Origin of the sequence: Pseudoduganella violaceinigra DSM 15887, from assembly GCF_000425385.1 — a bacterium.
In the GTDB taxonomy this organism is placed as follows: Bacteria; Pseudomonadota; Gammaproteobacteria; order Burkholderiales; family Burkholderiaceae_D; genus Rugamonas; species Rugamonas violaceinigra.
In genome coordinates this window covers 286004-306889 of record NZ_AUDI01000004.1, presented here as the reverse complement: position 1 = coordinate 306889, position 20886 = coordinate 286004, and the positions used below count along the sequence as shown (strand labels likewise).

20 protein-coding genes and 3 pseudogenes are annotated in these 20886 nt (G+C 61.7%); 18 read left to right on the top strand and 5 right to left on the bottom strand.

Annotated elements, in window-relative coordinates; translation table 11 throughout:
• Nucleotides 1-23 precede the first annotated feature (23 nt).
• Nucleotides 24-818 carry a 3-hydroxybutyrate dehydrogenase gene (locus tag H597_RS0105210; RefSeq protein WP_028101204.1) on the top strand — a complete coding sequence of 265 codons (795 nt, stop codon included), beginning with the start codon at nucleotides 24-26 and terminating at the stop codon, nucleotides 816-818.
• Nucleotides 819-824: 6 nt separating this feature from the next.
• On the opposite strand, the gene H597_RS0105205 is transcribed toward H597_RS0105210, so the two are convergent.
• Nucleotides 825-1361, bottom strand: coding sequence for a gamma carbonic anhydrase family protein (locus tag H597_RS0105205; RefSeq protein ID WP_028101203.1), 537 nt, complete (start codon nucleotides 1359-1361; stop codon nucleotides 825-827).
• Between the two features lie 130 nt (nucleotides 1362-1491).
• Between H597_RS0105205 and H597_RS0105200 the strand changes: the two genes are divergently transcribed.
• The 9 genes from H597_RS0105200 (at nucleotide 1492) to H597_RS0105160 (ending at nucleotide 10281) form a co-directional block, all read left to right on the top strand.
• Nucleotides 1492-2802 (top strand): dicarboxylate/amino acid:cation symporter, encoded by a 1311-nt coding sequence (locus H597_RS0105200; RefSeq protein WP_035373134.1) that lies wholly within the window; start codon nucleotides 1492-1494, stop codon nucleotides 2800-2802.
• 170 nt (nucleotides 2803-2972) lie between these two features.
• Complete coding sequence (locus tag H597_RS0105195; RefSeq protein WP_028101201.1) at nucleotides 2973-3365, top strand: type IV pilin protein; 393 nt, start codon at nucleotides 2973-2975, stop codon at nucleotides 3363-3365.
• A 4-nt stretch (nucleotides 3366-3369) separates the two neighbouring features.
• Nucleotides 3370-3819: a GspH/FimT family pseudopilin gene (locus H597_RS29800; protein ID WP_051293547.1), complete on the top strand. Its 450-nt coding sequence runs from the start codon at nucleotides 3370-3372 to the stop codon at nucleotides 3817-3819.
• Between the two features lie 8 nt (nucleotides 3820-3827).
• On the top strand, nucleotides 3828-4388 hold the full coding sequence (locus H597_RS0105185) for a type IV pilus modification PilV family protein (RefSeq protein ID WP_035373133.1): 561 nt from the start codon (nucleotides 3828-3830) through the stop codon (nucleotides 4386-4388).
• 11 nt (nucleotides 4389-4399) lie between these two features.
• Complete coding sequence (locus H597_RS0105180) at nucleotides 4400-5452, top strand: PilW family protein (RefSeq protein WP_028101199.1); 1053 nt, start codon at nucleotides 4400-4402, stop codon at nucleotides 5450-5452.
• Nucleotides 5452-6024 (top strand): pilus assembly PilX family protein, encoded by a 573-nt coding sequence (locus H597_RS0105175; RefSeq protein WP_035373130.1) that lies wholly within the window; start codon nucleotides 5452-5454, stop codon nucleotides 6022-6024. The genes H597_RS0105180 and H597_RS0105175 overlap by 1 nt, the downstream gene beginning before the upstream one ends.
• A gap of 30 nt (nucleotides 6025-6054) precedes the next feature.
• Nucleotides 6055-9357: a pilus assembly protein gene (locus tag H597_RS29795; protein ID WP_028101197.1), complete on the top strand. Its 3303-nt coding sequence runs from the start codon at nucleotides 6055-6057 to the stop codon at nucleotides 9355-9357.
• A gap of 50 nt (nucleotides 9358-9407) precedes the next feature.
• Entirely contained in the window at nucleotides 9408-9974 is a 567-nt protein-coding gene (locus H597_RS0105165) for a hypothetical protein (protein WP_028101196.1), read from the top strand.
• Nucleotides 9949-10281, top strand: coding sequence for a hypothetical protein (locus tag H597_RS0105160; protein WP_028101195.1), 333 nt, complete (start codon nucleotides 9949-9951; stop codon nucleotides 10279-10281). Before H597_RS0105165 ends, H597_RS0105160 begins: the two co-directional genes overlap by 26 nt.
• A gap of 97 nt (nucleotides 10282-10378) precedes the next feature.
• On the opposite strand, the gene H597_RS0105155 is transcribed toward H597_RS0105160, so the two are convergent.
• Together H597_RS0105155 and H597_RS0105150 are read right to left on the bottom strand one after the other, a co-directional pair.
• Nucleotides 10379-11023, bottom strand: a complete 645-nt coding sequence (locus tag H597_RS0105155; RefSeq protein WP_028101194.1) for a CoA transferase subunit B — start codon at nucleotides 11021-11023, stop codon at nucleotides 10379-10381.
• A gap of 12 nt (nucleotides 11024-11035) precedes the next feature.
• Nucleotides 11036-11734, bottom strand: coding sequence for a CoA transferase subunit A (locus tag H597_RS0105150; protein ID WP_028101193.1), 699 nt, complete (start codon nucleotides 11732-11734; stop codon nucleotides 11036-11038).
• 82 nt (nucleotides 11735-11816) lie between these two features.
• Here H597_RS0105150 and H597_RS0105145 point away from each other — a divergent pair, with 82 nt between their 5' ends.
• On the top strand, nucleotides 11817-12362 hold the full coding sequence (locus H597_RS0105145) for a PAS and helix-turn-helix domain-containing protein (RefSeq protein WP_028101192.1): 546 nt from the start codon (nucleotides 11817-11819) through the stop codon (nucleotides 12360-12362).
• Between the two features lie 165 nt (nucleotides 12363-12527).
• Here H597_RS0105145 and H597_RS0105140 read toward each other — a convergent pair whose 3' ends face one another.
• Nucleotides 12528-13304 carry an SDR family oxidoreductase gene (locus H597_RS0105140; RefSeq protein WP_028101191.1) on the bottom strand — a complete coding sequence of 259 codons (777 nt, stop codon included), beginning with the start codon at nucleotides 13302-13304 and terminating at the stop codon, nucleotides 12528-12530.
• Nucleotides 13305-13515: 211 nt separating this feature from the next.
• On the opposite strand from H597_RS0105140, the gene H597_RS0105135 reads away from it, so the two are divergent.
• The 5 genes from H597_RS0105135 to H597_RS29790 all read left to right on the top strand — a co-directional run bounded on the left by H597_RS0105135 (nucleotide 13516) and on the right by H597_RS29790 (nucleotide 19363).
• Nucleotides 13516-15132, top strand: coding sequence for an electron transfer flavoprotein-ubiquinone oxidoreductase (locus tag H597_RS0105135; RefSeq protein WP_028101190.1), 1617 nt, complete (start codon nucleotides 13516-13518; stop codon nucleotides 15130-15132).
• A 161-nt stretch (nucleotides 15133-15293) separates the two neighbouring features.
• A complete protein-coding gene (locus H597_RS0105130) occupies nucleotides 15294-16184 on the top strand; it encodes a flagellin N-terminal helical domain-containing protein (RefSeq protein WP_028101189.1) in 891 nt (296 codons plus the stop codon).
• A 176-nt stretch (nucleotides 16185-16360) separates the two neighbouring features.
• Nucleotides 16361-17251 carry a flagellin N-terminal helical domain-containing protein gene (locus H597_RS0105125; protein WP_028101188.1) on the top strand — a complete coding sequence of 297 codons (891 nt, stop codon included), beginning with the start codon at nucleotides 16361-16363 and terminating at the stop codon, nucleotides 17249-17251.
• Nucleotides 17252-17435: 184 nt separating this feature from the next.
• The gene (locus H597_RS0105120; RefSeq protein ID WP_028101187.1) at nucleotides 17436-18326 is read left to right on the top strand and encodes a flagellin N-terminal helical domain-containing protein; all 891 of its coding nucleotides are present in this window, start codon (nucleotides 17436-17438) and stop codon (nucleotides 18324-18326) included.
• Between the two features lie 74 nt (nucleotides 18327-18400).
• Nucleotides 18401-19363 (top strand): hypothetical protein, encoded by a 963-nt coding sequence (locus tag H597_RS29790; RefSeq protein WP_035373128.1) that lies wholly within the window; start codon nucleotides 18401-18403, stop codon nucleotides 19361-19363.
• Here the strand turns inward: H597_RS29790 and H597_RS29785 are convergent.
• Nucleotides 19293-20026 (bottom strand): annotated as a pseudogene (locus tag H597_RS29785) (substrate binding domain-containing protein); the annotation flags it as partial. The gene H597_RS29790 and the pseudogene H597_RS29785 sit on opposite strands and share 71 nt — an antisense overlap.
• Here H597_RS29785 and H597_RS35620 point away from each other — a divergent pair.
• Both H597_RS35620 and H597_RS35815 read left to right on the top strand, forming a co-directional pair.
• A pseudogene (locus H597_RS35620) lies at nucleotides 19952-20459 on the top strand (thiamine pyrophosphate-binding protein); the annotation flags it as partial. The pseudogenes H597_RS29785 and H597_RS35620 overlap by 75 nt on opposite strands.
• Nucleotides 20451-20801: pseudogene (locus H597_RS35815) on the top strand (TIM barrel protein); the annotation flags it as partial. The pseudogenes H597_RS35620 and H597_RS35815, both read left to right, overlap by 9 nt.
• Nucleotides 20802-20886 lie beyond the last annotated feature (85 nt).

Below are 20886 nucleotides of genomic sequence, written 5' to 3'. Positions count from 1 at the left end.
GCTAACTAATTATAGGGGACCAAATGGTCAGCACGACTTTGCGCGGCAAAACCGCGCTTGTTACCGGCTCGACGTCGGGCATCGGACTGGGCATCGCACGCAGCCTGGCGGCAGAAGGCGCCAATCTCGTTTTGAACGGTTTCGGCGACGCGGGAGAAATCGCCAGGCTGCAGGAAGCGCTGGCCGCCGAATTCGGGGTGCAGGCGGGATACCACGGTGCGGACATGAGCAAGCCTGCCGAAATCGAAGCCATGATGGCCTATGCGGCAAGCAAATTTGGCGGGGTGGACGTGCTGGTCAATAACGCCGGCATCCAGCATGTGGCCAATGTCGAGGATTTTCCGCCCGAGCGCTGGGACGCCATCATCGCCATCAACCTGACCTCGGCCTTCCACACCACCCGCCTGGCGCTGCCGCATATGAAGGCGCGCGACTGGGGCCGCATCATCAATCTCGCTTCGGTGCATGGACTGGTGGCGTCGGCCGGCAAATCGGCCTATGTGGCGGCCAAGCACGGTCTGGTCGGTTTTACCAAGGCGACGGCGCTGGAGACGGCCAGGAGCGGCATCACCTGCAATGCGATCTGCCCGGGATGGGTCCTGACCCCGCTGGTGCAGAAGCAGGTCGACGCGCGCGCCGCAAAGGAAGGCTTGTCGAACGAAGCGGCCAAAGCCGCCCTGCTGGCGGAAAAACAGCCGTCCGGCGAGTTCGTCACGCCGGAAGAGCTGGGTGCGATGGCGGTATTCCTGTGCTCCGACGCGGCGCGCCAGATGCGCGGCGTGGCCTGGAATATGGACGGCGGCTGGGTCGCCCAGTAGAAAGTCTTAAGGCGTTTGCGCCAGATAGTTGTTCTTGACGCGCACGTAGTGCTCGGCCGAGTACCTGAAGTGCGCAATCTCCCCTTCGGTCAGCTCGCGCACGCGCACCGCGGGCCGGCCGACATACAAGCCCCCGCTCTTCAGCACCTTGCCCGGCGCCACCAGGCTGCCGGCGCCCACCATGACGTGCTTCTCGATAATCACGTCATCCATGACGATCGCCCCCATGCCGACCAGGCATTCGTCGCCGATGGTGCAGCCATGCAGCAGCACCGAGTGGGCGATCGTGACGTAGTTCCCGATCGTCAACGGCGCGCCCTCCGGCTTGGCCGCCGACTTGTGCGAAACATGGCACATGGCGAAATCCTGCACATTGCTTTTCTCGCCGATCGTAATGCGGTTGACATCGCCGCGCAGCACGGCATTGCACCAGATGGAGGAATCGCGGCCGACGCTGACGTCGCCGATGATCTGCGCCGAGGGGTGGGCATAAACGCCTTCGGCCAGGCTGGGGAAGGTTTCAAGGTAGGCTTGCAATGACATGCATTAATTATATTGCAATGTACTGTTGCACAACGTATTGTGGTTTTCCACAATAGGGATACACACAATAGCGTCATTGCAACTGATTTGTCATGATGAGAATATTCGGAGACTACTGAGGCAACTCACCATGGAAAAGAAGCCCTTCTACAAGATACTGTACGTACAAGTACTGTTCGCCATTTTCTGCGGCGTACTGCTCGGCATTTACCTGCCGACTGACGCCGTGGCCATGAAACCGCTTGGCGACGGTTTCATCAAGCTGATCAAGATGATCATCGCCCCAGTCATCTTCTGCACCGTGGTCAGCGGCATCGCCGGCATGCAGGACGTCAAGAAGATCGGCCGCGTCGGCGGCAAGGCCCTGCTCTACTTCGAGATCGTGTCCACCTTCGCCTTGATCATTGGCCTGTGCGTGGCCAACTTCATCCAGCCCGGCGCCGGCTTCAACGCCGACCCGCACACCCTGGACACCAAGGCCCTGGCCCAGTACACGGACAAGACCAAGTCGCTGACCACGGTCGACTTCCTGCTCAACATCATCCCGACCACCGTGTTCGATGCCTTCGCCAAGGGCGACATCCTGCAGGTGCTGCTGGTGGCTGTGCTGTTCGGCTTCGCCCTGTCGCTGCTGGGTGAACGCGGCCGCCCTGTGCACAAGCTGATCGACGAGGTCTCGCACGCCTTCTTCGGCATGGTCAACATCATCATGAAGGCCGCCCCGATTGGTGCTTTCGGCGCCATGGCCTTTACTATCGGCAAGTACGGTATCGCCTCGCTGCTGCCGCTGGCCAAGCTGATGGGTTCGTTCTACCTGACCTGCGGCCTGTTCGTGATCATCGTGCTGGGCCTGATCGCCAAGTACACCGGCTTCTCGATCTTCCGCTTCATTTCCTACATCAAGGAAGAACTGCTGATCGTGCTGGGCACCTCCTCGTCGGAGAGCGCCCTGCCTTCCCTGATGCGTAAGCTGGAAAAACTCGGCGCCTCCAAGCCGGTGGTCGGCCTGGTCATCCCGACCGGCTACTCCTTCAACCTGGACGGCACCAATATCTACATGACCATGGCGGCCCTGTTCGTGGCTCAGGCCACCAACACCGACCTGACCCTGATGCAGCAGCTGACCATTCTCGGCGTGGCGATGCTGACGTCGAAAGGCGCGTCCGGCATCACCGGCGCCGGTTTCATCACCCTGGCCGCGACCCTGGCCGTGGTACCAAGTATTCCGGTGGCCGGCATGGCCCTGATCCTTGGCATCGACCGCTTCATGAGCGAATGCCGCGCCCTCACCAACTTTATCGGCAACGGCGTCGCCGCCCTGGTGGTGGCGAAGTGGGAAGGCGAACTCGACTCGGCAACCTTGCAGCGCGAACTGGCCCACCCCGACTCGGCGCCAGTCCAGCCGGCGGCACAGGAACCGCTGGCCGCTACTAGCGAATAAGTACTCCTGCAATTCAGCAACATCCGCCACGGGCCGCACGCAATTCTGCATGCGGCCCGTCTTCTTTTGTGGTTTGATTGTAACGAGGAGTCATTGACCAAAAGTTGACACATGGAAACATGGAAACTAGAATGAACTCACTAATTCGCATAATTATTCGGAAGCCAGGCATGAAGTTACCCAGCCACCGAGGATTTACGCTGATCGAGGTCATGGCCACAGTTGCAATCGTTGGCCTGCTGCTTGCGATCGCCCTTCCCTCTTACAGCCGCTACGTCCTTCGCGGCAACCGGGCAGCCGCGCAAGAGTACTTGCTGGAGCTGGCCCAGCGCGAGCAGCAATTCCTGGCCGATGCGCGCGTCTACAAGAACACGCTCAGCGACCTGAATATCCCCACCCCGCCTGCGGTTTCCCGCTTCTATACCGTTACCATCGACACCAGCGATGGCCCGCCGCCCACCTTCAAAATCACCGCCACGCCCGTAGCCGGCAGCAAGCAGGTCAGCGATGGCAACCTCAGTATCGACCAGGCTGGCGGCAAGTTGCCGGCAGATAAATGGTGACGCCATGGAGCGCCAGTCCGGCTTTACCCTGATCGAAATGATGGTGACGGTGGGCATCATCCTGATCCTGGCCAGCGTCGGCGTACCGGCCATGCAGGATTTCATCACCAACCAGCGCATCAAGTCCACCACCAATGATTTGTTCAGCAGCCTGCTGCGTGCGCGCAGCGAGGCCATCAAACGCAATGCCGATGTCAAGATGACGCCCTCCACCAGCTGGGAAACGGGCTGGGCCATTCTGAGTCCGAATACCGGCGAGCCGGTCCTGGCCAGTTTCAGCACGCGTTCCAGCGTGAAGGTCACCGGTCCAAACGGCGGCGTCACCTTCACTCCGGCCGGGCGCGTCAAGGGCGCGGGCAACCTGCAGTTCAATGTCTCGGCCACCAACGGCAAGCCCCGCTGCATCACCGTCGACCTGGGCGGGCGTCCCAACGTGCAAGCCAAATCATGCTGAGGCCTCTCATGCATCGCCAACACGGCATCTCGATGATTGAAATCCTGGTGACCCTGGTGATCCTGGCGTTCGGCCTGCTGGGCATCGCGATTTTCCAGTCCAAGGCCAGCGTTGGTTCGGTCGAATCCTACCAGCGCGCCCAGGCCGTCATCCTGCTGGACGATATGAGCGCCCGCCTGCAAGGCAATCCCGCCAACAGCGCCGCCTACGTGGCCGACGGCATCGGCACCGGCGACACCCAGCCCGGCGATTGCAGCACGGTCGCCGTGGGTGCGGCACGCGACCTGTGCGACTGGAGCAACGCGCTGAAGGGCGCGGCCGAGACGGATCACGGCAACGCCAAGGTCGGCGCCATGATCGGTGCGCGCGGCTGTATCACGCAGCTCCAGGCGCCCGACCCGGCGGACGGCAAATGCGTCCCCGGCATTTACCAGGTGGCCGTCGCCTGGCAAGGCCTGCACCCGACCCAGGCCCCCAACCTGGACTGCGGCAAGGACAAGTTCGGCACCGAGACCTACCGCCGCCTGATCGCCGCCCAGGTCATGATTCCTCAACTGGCCTGCAAATGAGGAGCCTGCACATGCACCGTGACCGCCGCCAGCACGGCTTTACCCTGGTTGAACTGATGGTGTCGATTGCCATCGGCCTGATGCTGCTAGCCGGGCTCACCAGCCTATTCTTCAGCAATAGCAATGCGCAATCGGAAGTCGAACGCGCCAACCGCCAGGTGGAGAACGGACGCTATGCCATGCAACTGATGACGGGCGACTTGCGCAACGCCGGCTTTTTCGCCGAATTCGACCCGGCCCAGTTGGCGCTGCCGGCTGCCGCCCCCGACCCCTGCTCGACCAACCTGGCCGACCTGCGCAGCGGCATCGCCCTGCCCGTCCAGGGCTACGACAACAGCACCACCATCACCTGCCTGCCCGACCTCAAGGCCAACACCGATATCGTGGTGGTACGGCACACCGACACTTGCGTGGTGGGCGCCGCCGATTGCGATGCCGCCAGCGCCGGCGGGCCTTTTTTCCAGGCGTCGACCTGCAACAATGATGCCGAACTGGGGTCCAGCGACCCGCTCAATCAATTCCAGGTGGCCGCCATCGACAGCGGCTTCACCCTGCACAAGAAAGACTGCAACAGCACGCCAGGCAGCGGCACCCCCGCCGACCTGCGCCGCCTGCTGACGCATATCTATTTCATCGCCAACAACAGCATGGCCGGCGACGGCATTCCGACGCTCAAGCGCGCGGAAGTCGTCAGCAACGGCGGCGTCCTCTCGGTCCAGGTCGTGCCATTGTCCGAGGGTATCGAGAACATGCAGATTGAATATGGCATCGACAGCAATGCCGACGGCGTGGCCGACATTTACACCTCCGATACCGACAGCGCCGCCAACTGCCACAAGGCCGATTGCGCCGTCACCAACTGGAGCAATGTGGTGTCGCTCAAGCTGTACCTGCTGGCGCGCACCCTGACCCCGTCGGTCGGCCAGATCGACGCCAAGAGCTACACGCTTGGCCTGGACAGCAAGGGCAAGCCCAATGTGTATGGCCCCACCAACGACAAATTCAAGCGCCATGTGTTTACTTCATTGATCGGTCTGCCAAACGTGGCTGGAAGGAAATCCTGATGAAATCCCCTGCACTCCATCGCCAGCGCGGTATGACCCTGTTCATGGCACTGATCATGCTGGTGCTGACCACCATGCTCGCCATGTCCACCTTCAACCTGGGAAAATCGAGCATCCAGGTCGTCAACAATATGCAGAACCGCGACGAAGGCGTGGCCGCCAGTCGGCGCGTGCTCGATGAAGCGATGTCGAGCACGCGCTTCTTCCAGACCCCGGAAGACTCCCTGGCCAATCCCTGCAAGAACAGCAATGTGCGCTGCAGCGATGTCAACGGCGATGGCAAGAGCGATATCGTCACCACGCTGGCCAAACCGTCTTGCGTCAAGGCGCGCAGCATCAAGACCAGTGAACTGGACCTGGGCAATACGGAAGACCAGGGCTGCAGCCTGGGCGCCACTCAGGACTTTGGCATCGTCGGCGGCCAGGGGCAGAAAGGCAACTCGATGTGCGCCGACAGTACCTGGGAAATGATGGCCTCCAGCGTCGACGCGCAAGTCCAGTCCAAAGTCGATATGGTGCAAGGGGTCGCGGTACGGGTTTCCGCCGACAGCGTCGAAACCAGCTGTAAATAAACACGCCACGCTTTTTTAAGAGAGCCCGCCATGCCAAAAAAGCTATTAACCGCCGTGGCCGCCAGCCTCGGTGCCTGTGCCACACTGCTGTCGTTCCCAGCTGGCGCTGATGACATCGATATCTTCACCGGCGCCTCGGCCGGCACCTCGATCAACCCGCGTATCCTGATCGTGCTGGACAATACGTCCAACTGGTCGCGCCAGGCGCAGAAATGGCCCGGTGGACTGACCCAGGGCCAGTCCGAAGTACGGGCGATCAAGAGCGCGATTGGCGGCCTGGACGACAAGGTCAATGTCGGCCTCCTTGAGTATGTCACGGCCGGTAACGCCAATGACAACGGCGGCTATGTACGCTTCAACATCCAGCCCATGAGCGCCGCGGCGCGCACCGCCTTTAACGCGAAACTGGACACGATCGACGGCAACATCACCGATCCGAACGAAAAGCGCAATTCGAACACCATGTACGGCAACCTGCTGTACGACGTGTACAACTACCTGGGCGGCTTGAACGGTTATTCGCCGTCCGCCACGCCGGCCACGCTGGCCGACCCCACCGCCTACACCAGCCGCTGGGGCACCTTCAAGTCACCGCTGACCGCCGACTCGAGCTGCGCCAAGACCATCGTCATCTTCGTCACCAACCCGGACCAGAGTGGTCCGACCAAGGACGACAGCATCAACACGGGCCTGCTGTCGGGCCTGGGCGGCGACACCAAACAACTGGGCTTGCCGAACTTTTCGACCAAGACCGAGACCAGCACCACCAATATCGGCCAGACTTCAGTCTGCTATTCGGATGCCGGCGCGGCTGCGGCCGAGCTGAACAAGGCGCCCTGGCCGAGCACCTGCGCCAACTATACCGATGGCTGCAAGATCGGTTCGGCCCTGAACGATGGCAGCCTGTTCTGCCCGGCAGGCCAGTTCTCGTGGGCGATCAATGGCCTCAACACCACCGTCACCAATGCCGCCACTACCGGTGAAACGGTCGACAGCGCCCCCTTCAATGCCGACGAGTGGGCCCGCTTCATGCATGACAAGGGCGTGCCCATCCCCAGCAGCACCTTGAAATCCAAGGTGGTGTTCTACACGATCGACGTCTATAACGCGCAGCAGAATATTACCCACACCAAGCTGATGCTGAGCATGGCGAAAGCGGGCGGCGGCAAGTATTTCGCCGCCAAGAACCAGCAAGCCATCGTCGATGCGCTCAACCAGATCATCGGCGAAGTACTGGCGGTCAACTCCACCTTTGCCTCGACCTCGCTGCCGGTGAACTCCACCAACCGTTCGCAGAACCAGAACCAGGTCTTCATCGGCATGTTCCGCCCCGACCCGGACGCCAAGCCGCGCTGGTTCGGCAACCTGAAGCGCTACCAACTGATCGTCAAAGGCGCCGATGTCAAACTGGGCGACTTCCTGGGCGAGGAAGCGGTCAACAATAACACCGGCTTCGTCACCGATTGCGCCGTCAGCTGGTGGACCACCGACAATGGGGCCTACTGGCAGAACCTTGGCATCAACCCCGATCCGGCCAGCGCCTGCAAAGGCAAACCCGTGTACTCGGACACGCCGGACGGCCCGCTGGTGGAAAAAGGCGCGGTCGGCCAGGCCCTGCGCAACGGCAACGACCCGACCGTGACCGCGACCGCCCCCACTTATGCGGTCAACCGCAAAGTCCTGACCCGCACCGCCAGCGGCAGCACCCTGGTGGACTTCGATACCAGCAGCAGCGGCCTGTCGGCCGACCTGGTCAACTACATCAAGGGCGCCGACGTGAACAACGAACGCGGCCTGGGCCAGACCACCAAGACCCGTCCGTCGATCCACGGCGACGTGATCCACTCGCGTCCCCTGCCGCTGGCCTACAACGATACCGACGTCTTCGTGTTCTATGGCGCCAATGACGGCACCTTCCGCGCGATTGACGCCAGCAATGGCCGCGAGCGCTGGGCCTTCATCGCGCCCGAGTTCTTTAGCCGCCTGCAGCGCCTGAAAGACCAGTCGCCGTTGGTGAACTACCCGAACGTTGCCGGCCCCGGCGACGTGGCGGCGGTCGGCACCCAGAAGGACTACTTCTTCGACGGCTCCACCGGCGTGTACCAGAATGCCGACAACAGCAAGATCTGGCTGTTCCCCACCATGCGGCGCGGCGGCCGCATGCTGTACGGCCTGAATGTCACCAACATCGATTCTCCCAAGCTGATGTGGTCGGTCGGCTGCCCAAGCTTGAGCAATGACAGCGGCTGCACCAGCGGCTTCGACGGCATCGGCCAGACCTGGTCGACCCCGTCAGTCGCCTTCATCAAGGGCAATTCGGCCACGGCGCCGTTGATTGCGGTCGGCGGCGGTTACGACAACTGCGAAGACGCCAACACCGGCGCGCCGACCTGCACCAGCGGCAAGGGTGGCTTCATCTACATCCTGAACGCCGAGACCGGCGTCAAGATCGCCAGCTTCCAGACCAAGCGCAGCGTGGTCGGCGACATCTCCATGGTCGACATTGATGGCGACGGCATGCCGGACTATGCTTACGCGGCCGACCTGGGCGGCAATGTCTACCGCATCGACTTCATCGACGGCCCGACCAGCAAGGGCGCCCTTAGCCCCTCCAGCTGGCGCATGTACCGCGTCGCCTACACCAACGACACCACCAGTCCGCGCAAATTCATCTTCGCGCCCTCCCTCCTGTACAGCAATGGCTCGGTCTACTTGGCCCTGGGCAGCGGCGACCGCGAACACCCGCTGTCCTGGCAGTATCCGTACACCTCGGTGAAGAACCGCTTCTACGTCGTGCTGGACAGCCTGGCCAACAAGCCGCTGACGGACGCGGGCGGCCTGGACATGGACAATGGCCTGACCAACAACACCGCCACCACGGACTGCAACTCGCCTGCCGCGCTGCCCAATGGCAGCAGCAAAGGCTGGTTCATGGAGCTGGCCAAGGGCGAGCAGGTCGTGACTTCGGCCCTGATCGTCAGCGGCACCGTGATGTTCAGCACCAACCGCCCTATCGTGGGCAGCAGCGCCAGCTGCTCCACCGCGCTGGGCGAAGCGCGCGGCTACGTCGTCAACCTGTTCAATGCCTCCGGCGCGGTCGGGGCGGATGGCATCTGCGGCGGCAACCGCTCCGCCAGCTTCGCCGGCGGCGGCCTGCCGCCATCGCCGGTGCTGGCCAGCGGCGTGCCGGTCCGATTGGCCGACGGCACCACGCGCCGCGTCTCGGTGGTGATCGGCTCGGGTTACACGCCGTCGCCGATCGATTCGTCGAAAGTCGCACCGAAAATCAAATCGACCCGCAAACGTAAATACACCTACGTGAAAGGCCAGTAAGCCAGCCAGGGGACGCCGCGGCGTCCCCTGGCTTCTGCTACAGTGCCGGCATGCAAAAACACCCCGTCCCCCGCCTCACTCCACAGGAATTCACCAAAGCGCTGCACGATGGACGCGGCAGTGCCTTCATCCACGTGCAGGAATATGGCACCGACGGCCTGTTCGACATCATCCTTGATGCCTGCCTGAATAATCGTGCTTACGACCGCCAATGCGAAGACTCGCGCGAAAAATGGCTGTATGGCCTGATTGCGCGCGACGAAAAACTGTGTGCCGCGGTTATCGAAGCGTTCAAGAGCGCCGACGAAGAACACAACATATTCCAGATCGCCAATGTGGTAGGGCAGCTTGCGGTGCATGGCAATCAGGAAGCTGCCGCGGCCCTGCGCCGCTTCTGGGACCGCAATGATCTCGCGGGCGAAATTGCCATCATCGAACTCGACGGCCTGCCTGCAGCGATTGAAGTGGTGCGCCGCCTCGGTCAGCAACTCATCGACGATCCCGACGAATACTTCGACGGCCTTGATTTTCTGATTGAGGACGAGACGCTGCGCGGGCAGGTGCTTGCGGAGCTGGTCCGCCTGGCGCCGCATGAGCCGGCTATTCAGGAGCGATGAAATTGAACTCTTCATCAACAACTACGAGCCAGGAGATGAACAGATTATCGCCAGCGCGCTGGAGCGCATCAAAGCCGATGAACATGGAATGCACGCACTGGGCATGAGTGTGCGGCACGTATGCAGCGAAAATCATGACCGCCGGTTGGCAGGCGTTGCAGAGATCATCTACCGCACCAATCCCTGTTCGCTGTGCCGGCAGCACATCCTGGAATGGATGAAAGAGCTCGACTGCATTCCCGACTGGATCGTCGGCGAATCCCGCTGCGACGCATCGGAAGAAACCCGAACGTTGGTCTCAGAATAAAAGTCGAGCTCTGGCAATCGGACATTTCGCTGCGCGTCGCGAAGCGAAAAGCTCCTCGAGAAGCCAGAGCTCGACTTTTATTGCCAGTGGCTTGCGATTACGCAAAACTCAGTTCGACGCCGGAGGCGGCGCTGATCTCTTCACGCGTGACGCCGGGCGCCAGTTCGGTTACCTTGATGCCGGTTGGCGTCACTTCCATGACGCCGAGGTCGGTGATCAGCAAGTCCACCACGCCCACGCCCGTCAACGGCAGCTCGCATTTCTTCAGCAGCTTGTGCGAAGTCGAGCCATCCTTGGCGGTGGCGACGTGTTCCATCAGCACGACCACTTTCTTGACGCCAGCCACCAGGTCCATGGCGCCGCCCATGCCCTTCACCATCTTCCCTGGAATCATCCAGTTGGCCAGGTCGCCCTTTTCCGACACTTGCATCGCGCCCAGGATCGCCAAGTTGATCTTGCCGCCGCGGATCATGGCGAACGAGTCGGCCGAGCTGAAGTAGGCGGCGCCCGGGAGCGCGGTCACGGTCTGCTTGCCTGCGTTGATCAGGTCGGCGTCCACTTCGTTTTCGGTCGGGAACGGGCCGATGCCCAGCAGGCCGTTTTCCGACTGCAGGAACACTTCCATGTCCTTCGGCACGTAGTTGGCGACCAGGGTCGGCAAGCCGATGCCCAGGTTTACGTAATAGCCGTCCTGCAGCTCTTTTGCCGCGCGCGCGGCCATTTCATCACGAGTCCATGCCATGTTGTCTTCTCCTTAGTTGGCACGCACGGTGCGCTGTTCGATGCGTTTTTCCGGGGTGGCGTTCAATACGATACGGTGCACATAAATGCCCGGCAGGTGCACGGCGTCCGGGTCGATGGCGCCGACGTCCACGATTTCTTCCACTTCCACCACGCAGATCTTGCCGGCAGCGGCGACGTTCGGGTTGAAGTTACGCGAGGTCTTGCGGAACACCAGGTTGCCCGATTTGTCGGCCTTCCAGGCTTTGACCAGGGACACGTCGGCCACCAGGGAGCGCTCCATCACATATTGCTCGCCGTCGAATTCGCGGATTTCCTTGCCGTCGGCGACGATGGTGCCGACGCCGGTCTTGGTGAAGAAGGCGGGGATGCCTGCGCCGCCGGCACGCAGCTTTTCAGCCAGCGTGCCTTGCGGGGTGAATTCCAGCTCCAGCTCGCCGGCCAGGAACTGGCGCGCAAATTCCTTGTTCTCGCCCACGTAGGAGGAGATCATTTTCTTGATCTGGCGGGTTTCCAGCAGCTGGCCCAGGCCAAAGCCGTCCACGCCTGCGTTATTGGAAATGGCGGTCAGGCCGGTGGCGCCGCTGTCGCGCAGGGCGGCGATCAGGGCTTCCGGGATGCCGCATAGGCCGAAACCGCCGACGGCAATCGTTTGGCCGTCGGCCACGATACCGGCCAGGGCGGCCTTGGCATCCGGGTAAATTTTATTCATTATGTCTCCTTGCTTAATTGGCCAGATGGCGTTTGAGGATAGAATACGCCCGCCCAAACTTCAATACCGTAGAAATACCGCAATGCCGATCGACTTTGAATCCATCTTCAAGTACGCCCCGGTGGGCATGTGCGTGTCCGATAACCGCGTGATCCAGGCCGGCAACGATGCGCTGGGCGCCATGTTCGGCTACGCTGCGGGCGCGCTGGAAGGGCAGTCGTTCCAGGTGCTGTACCCGACCCAGGATGAATACCTGCGCACGGGCGACCGCATCATTCCCATCATGAATGCCAAGGGGCGCTATTCGGATGAGCGCATCATGCGCCGCGCCAGCGGTGAGCTGTTCTGGTGCCATGTGACCGGACGGGCGCTCGATCCGGCGCAGCCGCTGGGTGCGGGGATCTGGACTTTCGAGGATGTGTCGGAGCAGCGGCCGGTGTCGGCCGCCCTCACCCCGCGCGAGCGCGAGATTGCAGCGCTTCTTGTCGAAGGGAAGACCAGCAAGATGATTGCGCGCGACGCTGGCTTGTCGCCGCGGACAGTGGAGATGCATCGGGCCAGTTTGATGCGCAAGTTTGGGGCGGCGACGGCGACGGAGCTGGTGCACAAGCTGGCTGGGGCCCGGTAAAACCGGTAAACCAGGGTCAGACCCGAGGGTCTGACGCCGTCTGCGCCCAGGCTGTTGGTGGTGGTGCGCTATTGATCTTCTTAAAAAATCAAAGACCTCGAACCTCCCCGTGGCCCGGAGACCGTACGGGGTCAGACCCTGGGGTCTGACCCCGGTTTACCGGTTTTAGCCAGCCATCATCCCATCATCCGCCGAAATAATGGCGCCATTGATAAAATGCGCCTCATCCCCCGCCAGCAACAGCATCAGCCCATCCAGGTCCTCCGGCTTGCCGGCCCGCTTGCGCGGCAGCATATCGATCAGCCGTTTGCCCTGCTCGCTGGCAAAGTAGTCTTCATTGACTTCAGTCTCGATATACCCCGGGCAGATGGCATTGGTGTTGATCCCATACTTGCCCCACTCCACCGCCATGGCCTTGGTCATCTGCACCACACCGGCCTTGCTCATGCAATACACGCCAATCTGCGGCATCACGCGCAAGCCCGCCACCGAAGCGATATTGATAATGCGGTGCTGCTTGCGCGAGTCGCCCTTGGAACGCGCGATCATGCGCTTGGCGGTTTCCTGCGCCACGAAAAAGGCGCCGCGCAGGTTGCAGTCCATGACAAAGTCGTAATCCTCGGGCGACACATCGAGCAAACGTTGCGTCATTGACACACCGGAATTATTCACCAGGATATCGATCGGCCCGGCCTCGGTTTCCGCATGGGCGATGGCGGATTTGATGCTGGCAAAGTCGGTCACATCCAAGGTGACCACGTGGGCGGCGCCGCCGTCGGCTTCGATCTCGGCGCGCAGTTCTTTCAAGCGTTCGCTGCGGCGCGAGGCCAGCACCACCTGGCATCCAGCCTTGGCCAGCACCTTGGCGAAACGGGCGCCGAGCCCGCTGGAGGCGCCCGTGATCAGGGCGATTTTTCCCTCAAAATTTACTTCGATCCCCACCGCCTACTCCTCATGATTCTGTTCCGCCATGATGACACAAAAAACCTCCTTATTAGATTGCCACGTCTAATATTAGCCCTCACAATGGCGCCACCGTTGCAATCCCAAGGAAAAAAGAGCACACTCGTTCTATTTCCTGCACCGAATTTTCCAACATTCTTATAAAAATACTATGAGCAACCTAGTAGAACAGTACGGCCCACGCGAGGCAATGGAGTACGACGTTGTGATCGTGGGCGGCGGCCCGGCCGGCCTGGCGGCAGCGATCAAGATCAAGCAGCTGAATGCGGATACCTCCGTGGTCGTGCTGGAAAAAGGCGGCGAACTGGGCGCCCACATCCTGTCCGGCGCCGTGATGGATCCTAAGGCGATCACCGAACTGATCCCTAATTGGAAAGAGCTGGGCGCGCCGCTGAACACCGAAGTCACTGAAGACCGCGTACTGTTCCTGACTGAATCCAAGGCTTACAAGACCCCGAATTTCATGCTGCCGAAGTGTTTCGAGAACCACGGCAATTACGTCATCTCGCTGGGCAATGTGGTGCGCTGGCTGGGCCAGCAGGCCGAAGCCCTGGGCGTGGAAATCTTCCCTGGCTTCACCGGTGCTGAAATCCTGTACAACGATGATGGTTCGGTCAAAGGTGTTGCCACCGGCAATATGGGCGTCAAGCGCGACGGCGAGCCAGGTCCCGACTTCCAGCTGGGCATGGAACTGCACGGCAAGTACACCCTGTTCGCCGAAGGCGCGCGCGGCCACCTGGGCAAGCAGCTGATGGCCAAGTACGACCTGAACAAGGGCAAGGATCCTCAATCCTACGGCATCGGTATTAAGGAACTGTGGGAAATCGACCCGTCCAAGCATAAGCCTGGCCTGGTGATCCACACCACCGGCTGGCCGCTGGATAGCAAGACCTATGGCGGCTCCTTCCTGTACCACATGGAAAACAACCAGGTCATGGTCGGCTATGTGGTGGGCCTCGATTACGAGAACCCATACCTGTCGCCATACGAAGAATTCCAGCGCTACAAGACCCACCCGGAAATCCGCACCTTCTTCGAAGGCGCCAAGCGCATTTCCTACGGCGCGCGCGCGATCACTGCGGGCGGCCTGCAATCGCTGCCGAAGCTGGTGTTCCCGGGCGGTGCCCTGATCGGCTGCGACGCCGGTTTCCTGAACATGAGCCGCATTAAGGGCTCGCACGCTGCCATCAAGTCCGGCATGCTGGCGGCCGAAGCCGTGGTGGCGGCGCTGGGCGCCGGCCGCGCTGCCGACGAGCTGGCGGCCTATCCGACCGCCTTCGAGCAATCCTGGCTGCACGAAGAGCTGCACGTGGCGCGTAACGTCAAGCCATGGCTGAAGAAGGGCCTGTACCTGGGCTCCCTGATGACCGGCATCGACCAGATCGTTTTCCGCGGCAAGGCCCCTTGGACCCTGCACCACTCGACTCCGGACCACGCGGCCCTGCGCCCCGCTGCCGAATTCGCGCCGATCACCTATCCGAAGCCGGATGGCAAGCTGACCTTCGACCGCCTGTCCTCGGTGTTCATCTCGAACACCAACCACGCCGAAGACCAGCCTATCCACCTGACGCTGAAGGACAACTCGGTGCCGGTGAATGTCAACCTGGCCAAATATGCAGGTCCGGAATCGCGCTACTGCCCGGCCGGCGTGTATGAATTCGTCAAGACCGACGAAGGCCAGGACCGCCTGCAGATCAATGCGCAAAATTGTGTTCACTGCAAGACCTGCGATATCAAGGACCCGACCCAGAATATCGTCTGGGTCACGCCGGAAGGCGGCGGCGGCCCGAACTATCCAAATATGTAAGGAATGACAAGGGGGCCTCGGCCCCCTTTTACATGGCGCAGAATTTTCCCGAATTATTTCCGTCAGGAATTTAATAGGCGCGGCCTGGCGGTCGTCTTGTACTTCTGAGAGCGCAGAGAAAGATCCGCTGCTCGATTTGAACCAACCTCCCAGGAGTTAGCATGCTGAGCCTTCACACCAACGCGGCCGCCCTTTCCGCACAGAACTCGATTTCCCGCACCCAGTCTTCGCTGTCGACCTCAATGACCCGCCTGAGCACCGGCCTGCGCATCAATTCGGCCATGGACGATGCTGCGGGCCTGCAAATTGCAACCCGTCTGAAAACCCAGACCAGCGGTATGACGGTTGCGATGCGCAACACCCAGAATTCGATTTCCCTGATGCAGACCGCCGAAGGCGCATTGGACGAAACCAGCAACATCCTGAACCGCATGAAAGACCTGGCCACCCAAGCTGCCGACGGTTCCTCCACCGCGGCCGACCAGACTGCGATGCAAAAGGAATACAACTCGCTGAGCGACGAACTGTCGAACATCTTCACCAACACCAAGTTCGGCGGCACGTCGCTGTTCAACTCGGCTGGCGGCAAGATGCAAGCTGCCATTACCTTCCAGATCGGTGCCAGCTCGGGCGAAACCCTGGCGGCCGACTTCACCGTTGAACTGGGCACCGCCGGCGGCGGTACCGGCGCGGCAGGCTTGATCAAGGCCGCAGCCACCGGCTTCCAGGACACTGGTGCAGCCGTGCCAGCCGCAGGTACCGAGCTGACCGCGACCGCCAATGCATCGATCGACAAGCTGGCGACCGCCATCGACGCTGTCGGCGCGCTGCGCTCCAAACTGGGCGCCGTGTCGAACCGTCTGGACCACGTCTACAACAACTTGTCCAACATCTCGACCAATACCAAGAACGCCACCGGCCGCATCATGGACGTCGACTTCGCTTCCGAATCGGCAACCATGACGTCTTCGCAAATGCTGCTGCAAGCCGGCACCGCCATGCTGAAGCAGTCGAACAGCCAGTCCTCCCTGGTGCTGTCGCTGCTGCAATAATCGCTTAGCATCCCCAGGAAAGCCAACCGTACGCGGTTGGCTTTTTTCATTTGGGGCCGCAAAAGCGCAAAATTTCTATTAAGAATTTAATGCGCGCCTCCCGGCGGTCGTCTTGTACTTTTGTGAACGCAGGCATGCCCCGCTGCCCAAATTGAACCAACTACCCAGGAGTCATCATGCTGAGTCTTCATACCAATGCAGCTGCACTGTCCGCGCAAAACTCGATTTCCCGCACCCAAACGTCGCTGTCGACCTCGATGACCCGCCTGAGCACCGGCTTCCGTATCAATTCGGCAATGGACGACGCTGCCGGCCTGCAGATTGCCACCCGCCTGAAGACCCAGACCAGCGGCATGTCGGTGGCCATGCGCAACACGCAGAATTCGATCTCCCTGATGCAGACTTCGGAAGGCGCACTGGATGAGACCACCAATATCCTGAACCGCATGAAAGACCTGGCCACCCAGGCTGCCGACGGCTCCTCGACCACGGCCGACCAGACTGCGATGCAGAAAGAATACGATTCCCTGAGCGACGAACTGTCGAACATCTTCAACAACACCAAGTTCGGCGGCACCACCCTGCTGCAAAAGGCAGCCGGCGCCAGCCCAGGCAAGCTGTCCGCAGCGATCACCTTCCAGATCGGCGCCAGCACCGGCGAAACCCTGGCCGCCGACTTCACCGCGGAACGCACCCAGGCCGCCACCGACATCCTGGCTGCCGCCGCCGGCTTCAAGGACGACGGCACGGTGGGCGCCGCTGCCGGCGTGGAAATAAGCACGGCCGGCGCCGCCAACGCCAGCATCAACAAGCTGGCGACCGCGATCGATTCGGTCAGCGCCATGCGTTCCAAACTGGGCGCCGTGTCCAACCGCCTGGACCACGTCTACAACAACTTGTCCAATATTTCGACCAATACCAAGAACGCCACCGGCCGCATCATGGATGTCGACTTCGCTTCCGAATCGGCAACCATGACGTCTTCGCAAATGCTGCTGCAAGCCGGCACCGCCATGCTGAAGCAGTCGAACAGCCAGTCTTCCCTGGTGCTGTCGCTGCTGCAGTAATCGCTTCGACTGCCCGGAAGAGCCAACCGTACGCGGTTGGCTTTTTTCGTTTCATGCGGCCGAAAAAAATCGAAGAAAATTTCCACTCGGCATTTAATGCATCCCGCCAAACGGTCGTCTTGTACTTATGAGAGCGCAGAAAAAGAACCGCTGCTCAATTTGAACCCACCACCCAGGAGTTAGCATGCTGAGCCTTCACACCAATGCAGCGGCGCTGTCCGCGCAAAATTCGATTTCCCGCACCCAGTCCTCGCTGTCGACCTCGATGACCCGCCTGAGCACCGGCCTGCGCATCAACTCGGCAATGGACGACGCTGCCGGCCTGCAGATCGCAACCCGCCTGAAGACTCAGACCAGCGGCATGTCGGTGGCCATGCGCAACACCCAGAATTCGATCTCCCTGATGCAGACCTCGGAAGGCGCGCTGGATGAGACCACCAACATTCTGAACCGCATGAAAGACCTGGCCACCCAGGCTGCCGACGGCTCCTCGACCACGGCCGACCAGACCGCGATGCAGAAGGAATTCAACTCCCTGAGCGACGAACTGTCGAACATCTTCAACAACACCAAGTTCGGCGGCACCACCCTGCTGCAAAAAGCCGGTGGCGCTGCGCCAGGCAAACTGTCCGCTGCCATCACCTTCCAGATCGGCGCCAGCACCGGCGAAACCCTGGCGGCCAACTTCACTGCAGAGCTGACCCAGGCTTCCACCGACATCCTGGCTGCCGCTACCGGCTTCAAGGACAATGGCGTTGCCGGCGCCGCAGCCGGTGCGGAAATCAGCACCGCCGCCGCCGCCAACACCAGCATCGACAAGCTGGCCACCGCAATTGACTCGGTTGGCGCACTGCGCTCCAAGCTGGGTGCCGTGTCGAACCGTCTGGACCACGTCTACAACAACTTGTCCAATATTTCGACCAACACCAAGAACGCCACCGGCCGCATCATGGACGTCGACTTCGCTTCCGAATCGGCCACCATGACGTCTTCGCAAATGCTGCTGCAAGCTGGCACTGCCATGCTGAAGCAATCGAACAGCCAGTCCTCGCTGGTGCTGTCCCTGCTGCAGTAATATCGCAGCTTGCTTGAGAAAGCCAACCGTGCGCGGTTGGCTTTTTGTACATCGCCGTATTACTATCCGTTTTTATGGCAATCGATCGCGTCACTCCGTCCAATCCGGCCCTGAGCATCCACGATCGCCAGGTGCGCGAGATTCCCGGCCAGGTCAACGCCCAGCCGGTGCCGCCAGTTGCCCAGCCCCCGGGCGATACGCCGGAGTTTTCCCTGCAGGGCGGCTTGCCTGCCGCTGTCGGTGCGCTGATCGAAGCGATGGAAGGCGCCCAGCCAGGCCAGGCCGCCGCGAAGTCCGCTGCCGCTGCGGGTGCCGCCGCCGGCGCCATGCTGGCGCAGGAATCGCTGTCGATGCAGCCCAACCAATTGTTCCCCTTGCGCCAGCTGGTCTGGCATAACCCCGATACATCGCTGCTAGCCGCGTCCTGGCAAGTCATGGTGCGCACCTATAGCGAGCAGCGCGCCGCCATGCTGCAGCAGAATGAAGGCCGCCATGTCCCCGCCAGCCTGTTCATGGCCGATCCGCCGCCGGCCGTGCTGCGCGACAGCCGCCCTTACCCGGGCCTGATTTCCGACCTCGACGCCTGGCGCTTCGCCGTGTATGCCTGGGGCGCGGAAAAGCTGACGCTGCGCGTGGTGGCGCGCGATCCCGGCGAGGAAGAAGCGCCCGACCAGCCGCGCCGCCGGCGCCCGCGCGTAGCGGTGCGCCTGGAAATGAACTTGCCGGATATCGGCAAGGTGGTGGTGCAGATGGAGCCGGCCGAACTTGGCGTGGTGCTGGAAATCGGCGCGCACACCAATGAAGCCATGCAGCAGATGCGCGAACTGCTGCCGCAGATCGCCACCATCATCGGCCGCTGCGGGCTGCAGATCGTGCGGGCGCGCCTGATGCGCGAGCTGACGCCGGTCAATTCACTCGATAACGATCCCTCGCGCGCCCAGATTTCGCTGCTCAGCAAAGCGGTCTTCAAGGCAATGGCGGAAGTGGCGGTATTCCTTTCCCAGCCACGCTTGCCGAACGAAGCGCTGTCGGCCTAGTCCAGTAATCCGGCTGCGCGTAAACCGCTTTCAGTTCGTCGATAAAAAAGCGTAGACGGCCATGATGTCGTAGTCCGGCAGCGCAACATCGTCCAGCACCGTGATCAGGCTGCCCTCCGCCAGCTGCGCCTGGATTTCCCACGTCGACCGCCACGCCAGTCCCAGTCCTTCGCACGCCCAGCGATGCAGTAATTCGCCATCATTACAATCCAGGTTCCCCTGCACCTTGACCGTAACGGGCTTGCCGCCCTGCTGGAAATACCAGCCGTGCTGCTGGCCCCCTGCAAGTTGAAGGCTAGGCAGTTGTGCTGCGCAAGGTCGTCCAGCGTGCGCGGAATGCCATGCCGTGCGAAAGTACTCCGGCGTGCCGCATACAACACGGCGGTTCTTCGCCAGGCGCACCGCGACAAAACTGGGATCGATCACGCCGCCGATGCGGATGCCGAGGTCATAGCCCTCGCGCACCAGGTCGATCACCTGGTCGGTCAGGTTGAAGGATATCTGCACGTCGGGATTGGCGGCCAGGAACGGCGGCGCGTGCGGTGCAACATGCTGGCGCCCGAACGAGGCCGGGGCGGGCACGATCCCCGCGCCGCGCCGGGCAATATCAACGTCTGCATCGGCACTTCCGGTCCGGCCGGCACCGACATGATCACCGGCCTGTATTCGGCGCAAGCCGATTCCATTCCCATCCTGTGCATCACCGGCCAGGCGCCGCGCGCCCGCCTGCACAAGGAAGATTTCCGGGCGTGGACATCGCCGCCATCGCCAAGCCGGTCACCAAGTTGGCCACCACGGTGCTGGAACCGGCCCAGGTGCCGCGCGTGTTCCAGCAAGCCTCCACCTGATGCGCTCCGGCCGTCCGGGCCCGGTGCTGATCGAAGCAGCCAAAGACTGGAAGGCCGCAGGCCGACTGCGCGACCGTACCGGCCGGGTGGCCCAATGCCAGAACCGCAAGCGCACCATGCTGCGCAAGACCGACTACGACAACGTCCCGGTCAAGCCCCTGCGGGTCTACGAGGAAATGAACAAGTACTTCGGCCGCGATACGCGCTACGTGTCCGCCATCGGCCTGTCGCAGATCGCCGCCCATCAACTGCAGCAGCACCAGCTCGAAATGGTGCTGCACAACCTCCCGGCAGGCGACTGGACGGGCGGCGAACGCGGCCATCCGAACCGGGTGGCCGAATTCGAGCAGGGAGTGGAAACGGCGCTGGCCTATGCTAGCGTGCTGGGCACACAGCGCATCAACTGCCTGGTTGGCGTCAAGCCGCAAGGCGTGGACGATGCCGATGCCCGCGCCGTCCTGGTCCGGAACCTCAAGTTCGCGGCCGTGGCGTTGAAAAAAGCCGGCATTCCGCTGCTGGTGGAACCGATCAATACCTTCGATATCCCGGGCTTTTTCCTGTCGGGTACGCGCCAGGGGCTGGAGCTGATTGAATGCAGCGAAAGGAAACGGGCGCTATGTCCGTTTCCGCACAGAGCGCGCCCATGCTGAGTCGTATGCTTGGGCACATCCTAGC

What these genes read in the sequence shown, in the direction of transcription:
- H597_RS0105120 (WP_028101187.1), top strand. Translation starts at nt 17,436, where the DNA reads ATGCTGAGCCTTCACACCAATGCAGCGGCGCTGTCCGCGCAAAATTCG.
- H597_RS0105175 (WP_035373130.1), top strand. Translation starts at nt 5,452, where the DNA reads ATGAAATCCCCTGCACTCCATCGCCAGCGCGGTATGACCCTGTTCATG.
- H597_RS0105165 (WP_028101196.1), top strand. Translation starts at nt 9,408, where the DNA reads ATGCAAAAACACCCCGTCCCCCGCCTCACTCCACAGGAATTCACCAAA.
- H597_RS0105200 (WP_035373134.1), top strand. Translation starts at nt 1,492, where the DNA reads ATGGAAAAGAAGCCCTTCTACAAGATACTGTACGTACAAGTACTGTTC.
- H597_RS0105155 (WP_028101194.1), bottom strand. Translation starts at nt 11,023, where the DNA reads ATGGCATGGACTCGTGATGAAATGGCCGCGCGCGCGGCAAAAGAGCTG.
- H597_RS0105180 (WP_028101199.1), top strand. Translation starts at nt 4,400, where the DNA reads ATGCACCGTGACCGCCGCCAGCACGGCTTTACCCTGGTTGAACTGATG.
- H597_RS0105210 (WP_028101204.1), top strand. Translation starts at nt 24, where the DNA reads ATGGTCAGCACGACTTTGCGCGGCAAAACCGCGCTTGTTACCGGCTCG.
- H597_RS29800 (WP_051293547.1), top strand. Translation starts at nt 3,370, where the DNA reads ATGGAGCGCCAGTCCGGCTTTACCCTGATCGAAATGATGGTGACGGTG.
- H597_RS0105125 (WP_028101188.1), top strand. Translation starts at nt 16,361, where the DNA reads ATGCTGAGTCTTCATACCAATGCAGCTGCACTGTCCGCGCAAAACTCG.
- H597_RS0105130 (WP_028101189.1), top strand. Translation starts at nt 15,294, where the DNA reads ATGCTGAGCCTTCACACCAACGCGGCCGCCCTTTCCGCACAGAACTCG.
- H597_RS0105185 (WP_035373133.1), top strand. Translation starts at nt 3,828, where the DNA reads ATGCATCGCCAACACGGCATCTCGATGATTGAAATCCTGGTGACCCTG.
- H597_RS29790 (WP_035373128.1), top strand. Translation starts at nt 18,401, where the DNA reads ATGGCAATCGATCGCGTCACTCCGTCCAATCCGGCCCTGAGCATCCAC.
- H597_RS0105195 (WP_028101201.1), top strand. Translation starts at nt 2,973, where the DNA reads ATGAAGTTACCCAGCCACCGAGGATTTACGCTGATCGAGGTCATGGCC.
- H597_RS0105205 (WP_028101203.1), bottom strand. Translation starts at nt 1,361, where the DNA reads ATGTCATTGCAAGCCTACCTTGAAACCTTCCCCAGCCTGGCCGAAGGC.
- H597_RS0105150 (WP_028101193.1), bottom strand. Translation starts at nt 11,734, where the DNA reads ATGAATAAAATTTACCCGGATGCCAAGGCCGCCCTGGCCGGTATCGTG.
- H597_RS0105145 (WP_028101192.1), top strand. Translation starts at nt 11,817, where the DNA reads ATGCCGATCGACTTTGAATCCATCTTCAAGTACGCCCCGGTGGGCATG.
- H597_RS29795 (WP_028101197.1), top strand. Translation starts at nt 6,055, where the DNA reads ATGCCAAAAAAGCTATTAACCGCCGTGGCCGCCAGCCTCGGTGCCTGT.
- H597_RS0105160 (WP_028101195.1), top strand. Translation starts at nt 9,949, where the DNA reads ATGAGCCGGCTATTCAGGAGCGATGAAATTGAACTCTTCATCAACAAC.
- H597_RS0105135 (WP_028101190.1), top strand. Translation starts at nt 13,516, where the DNA reads ATGGAGTACGACGTTGTGATCGTGGGCGGCGGCCCGGCCGGCCTGGCG.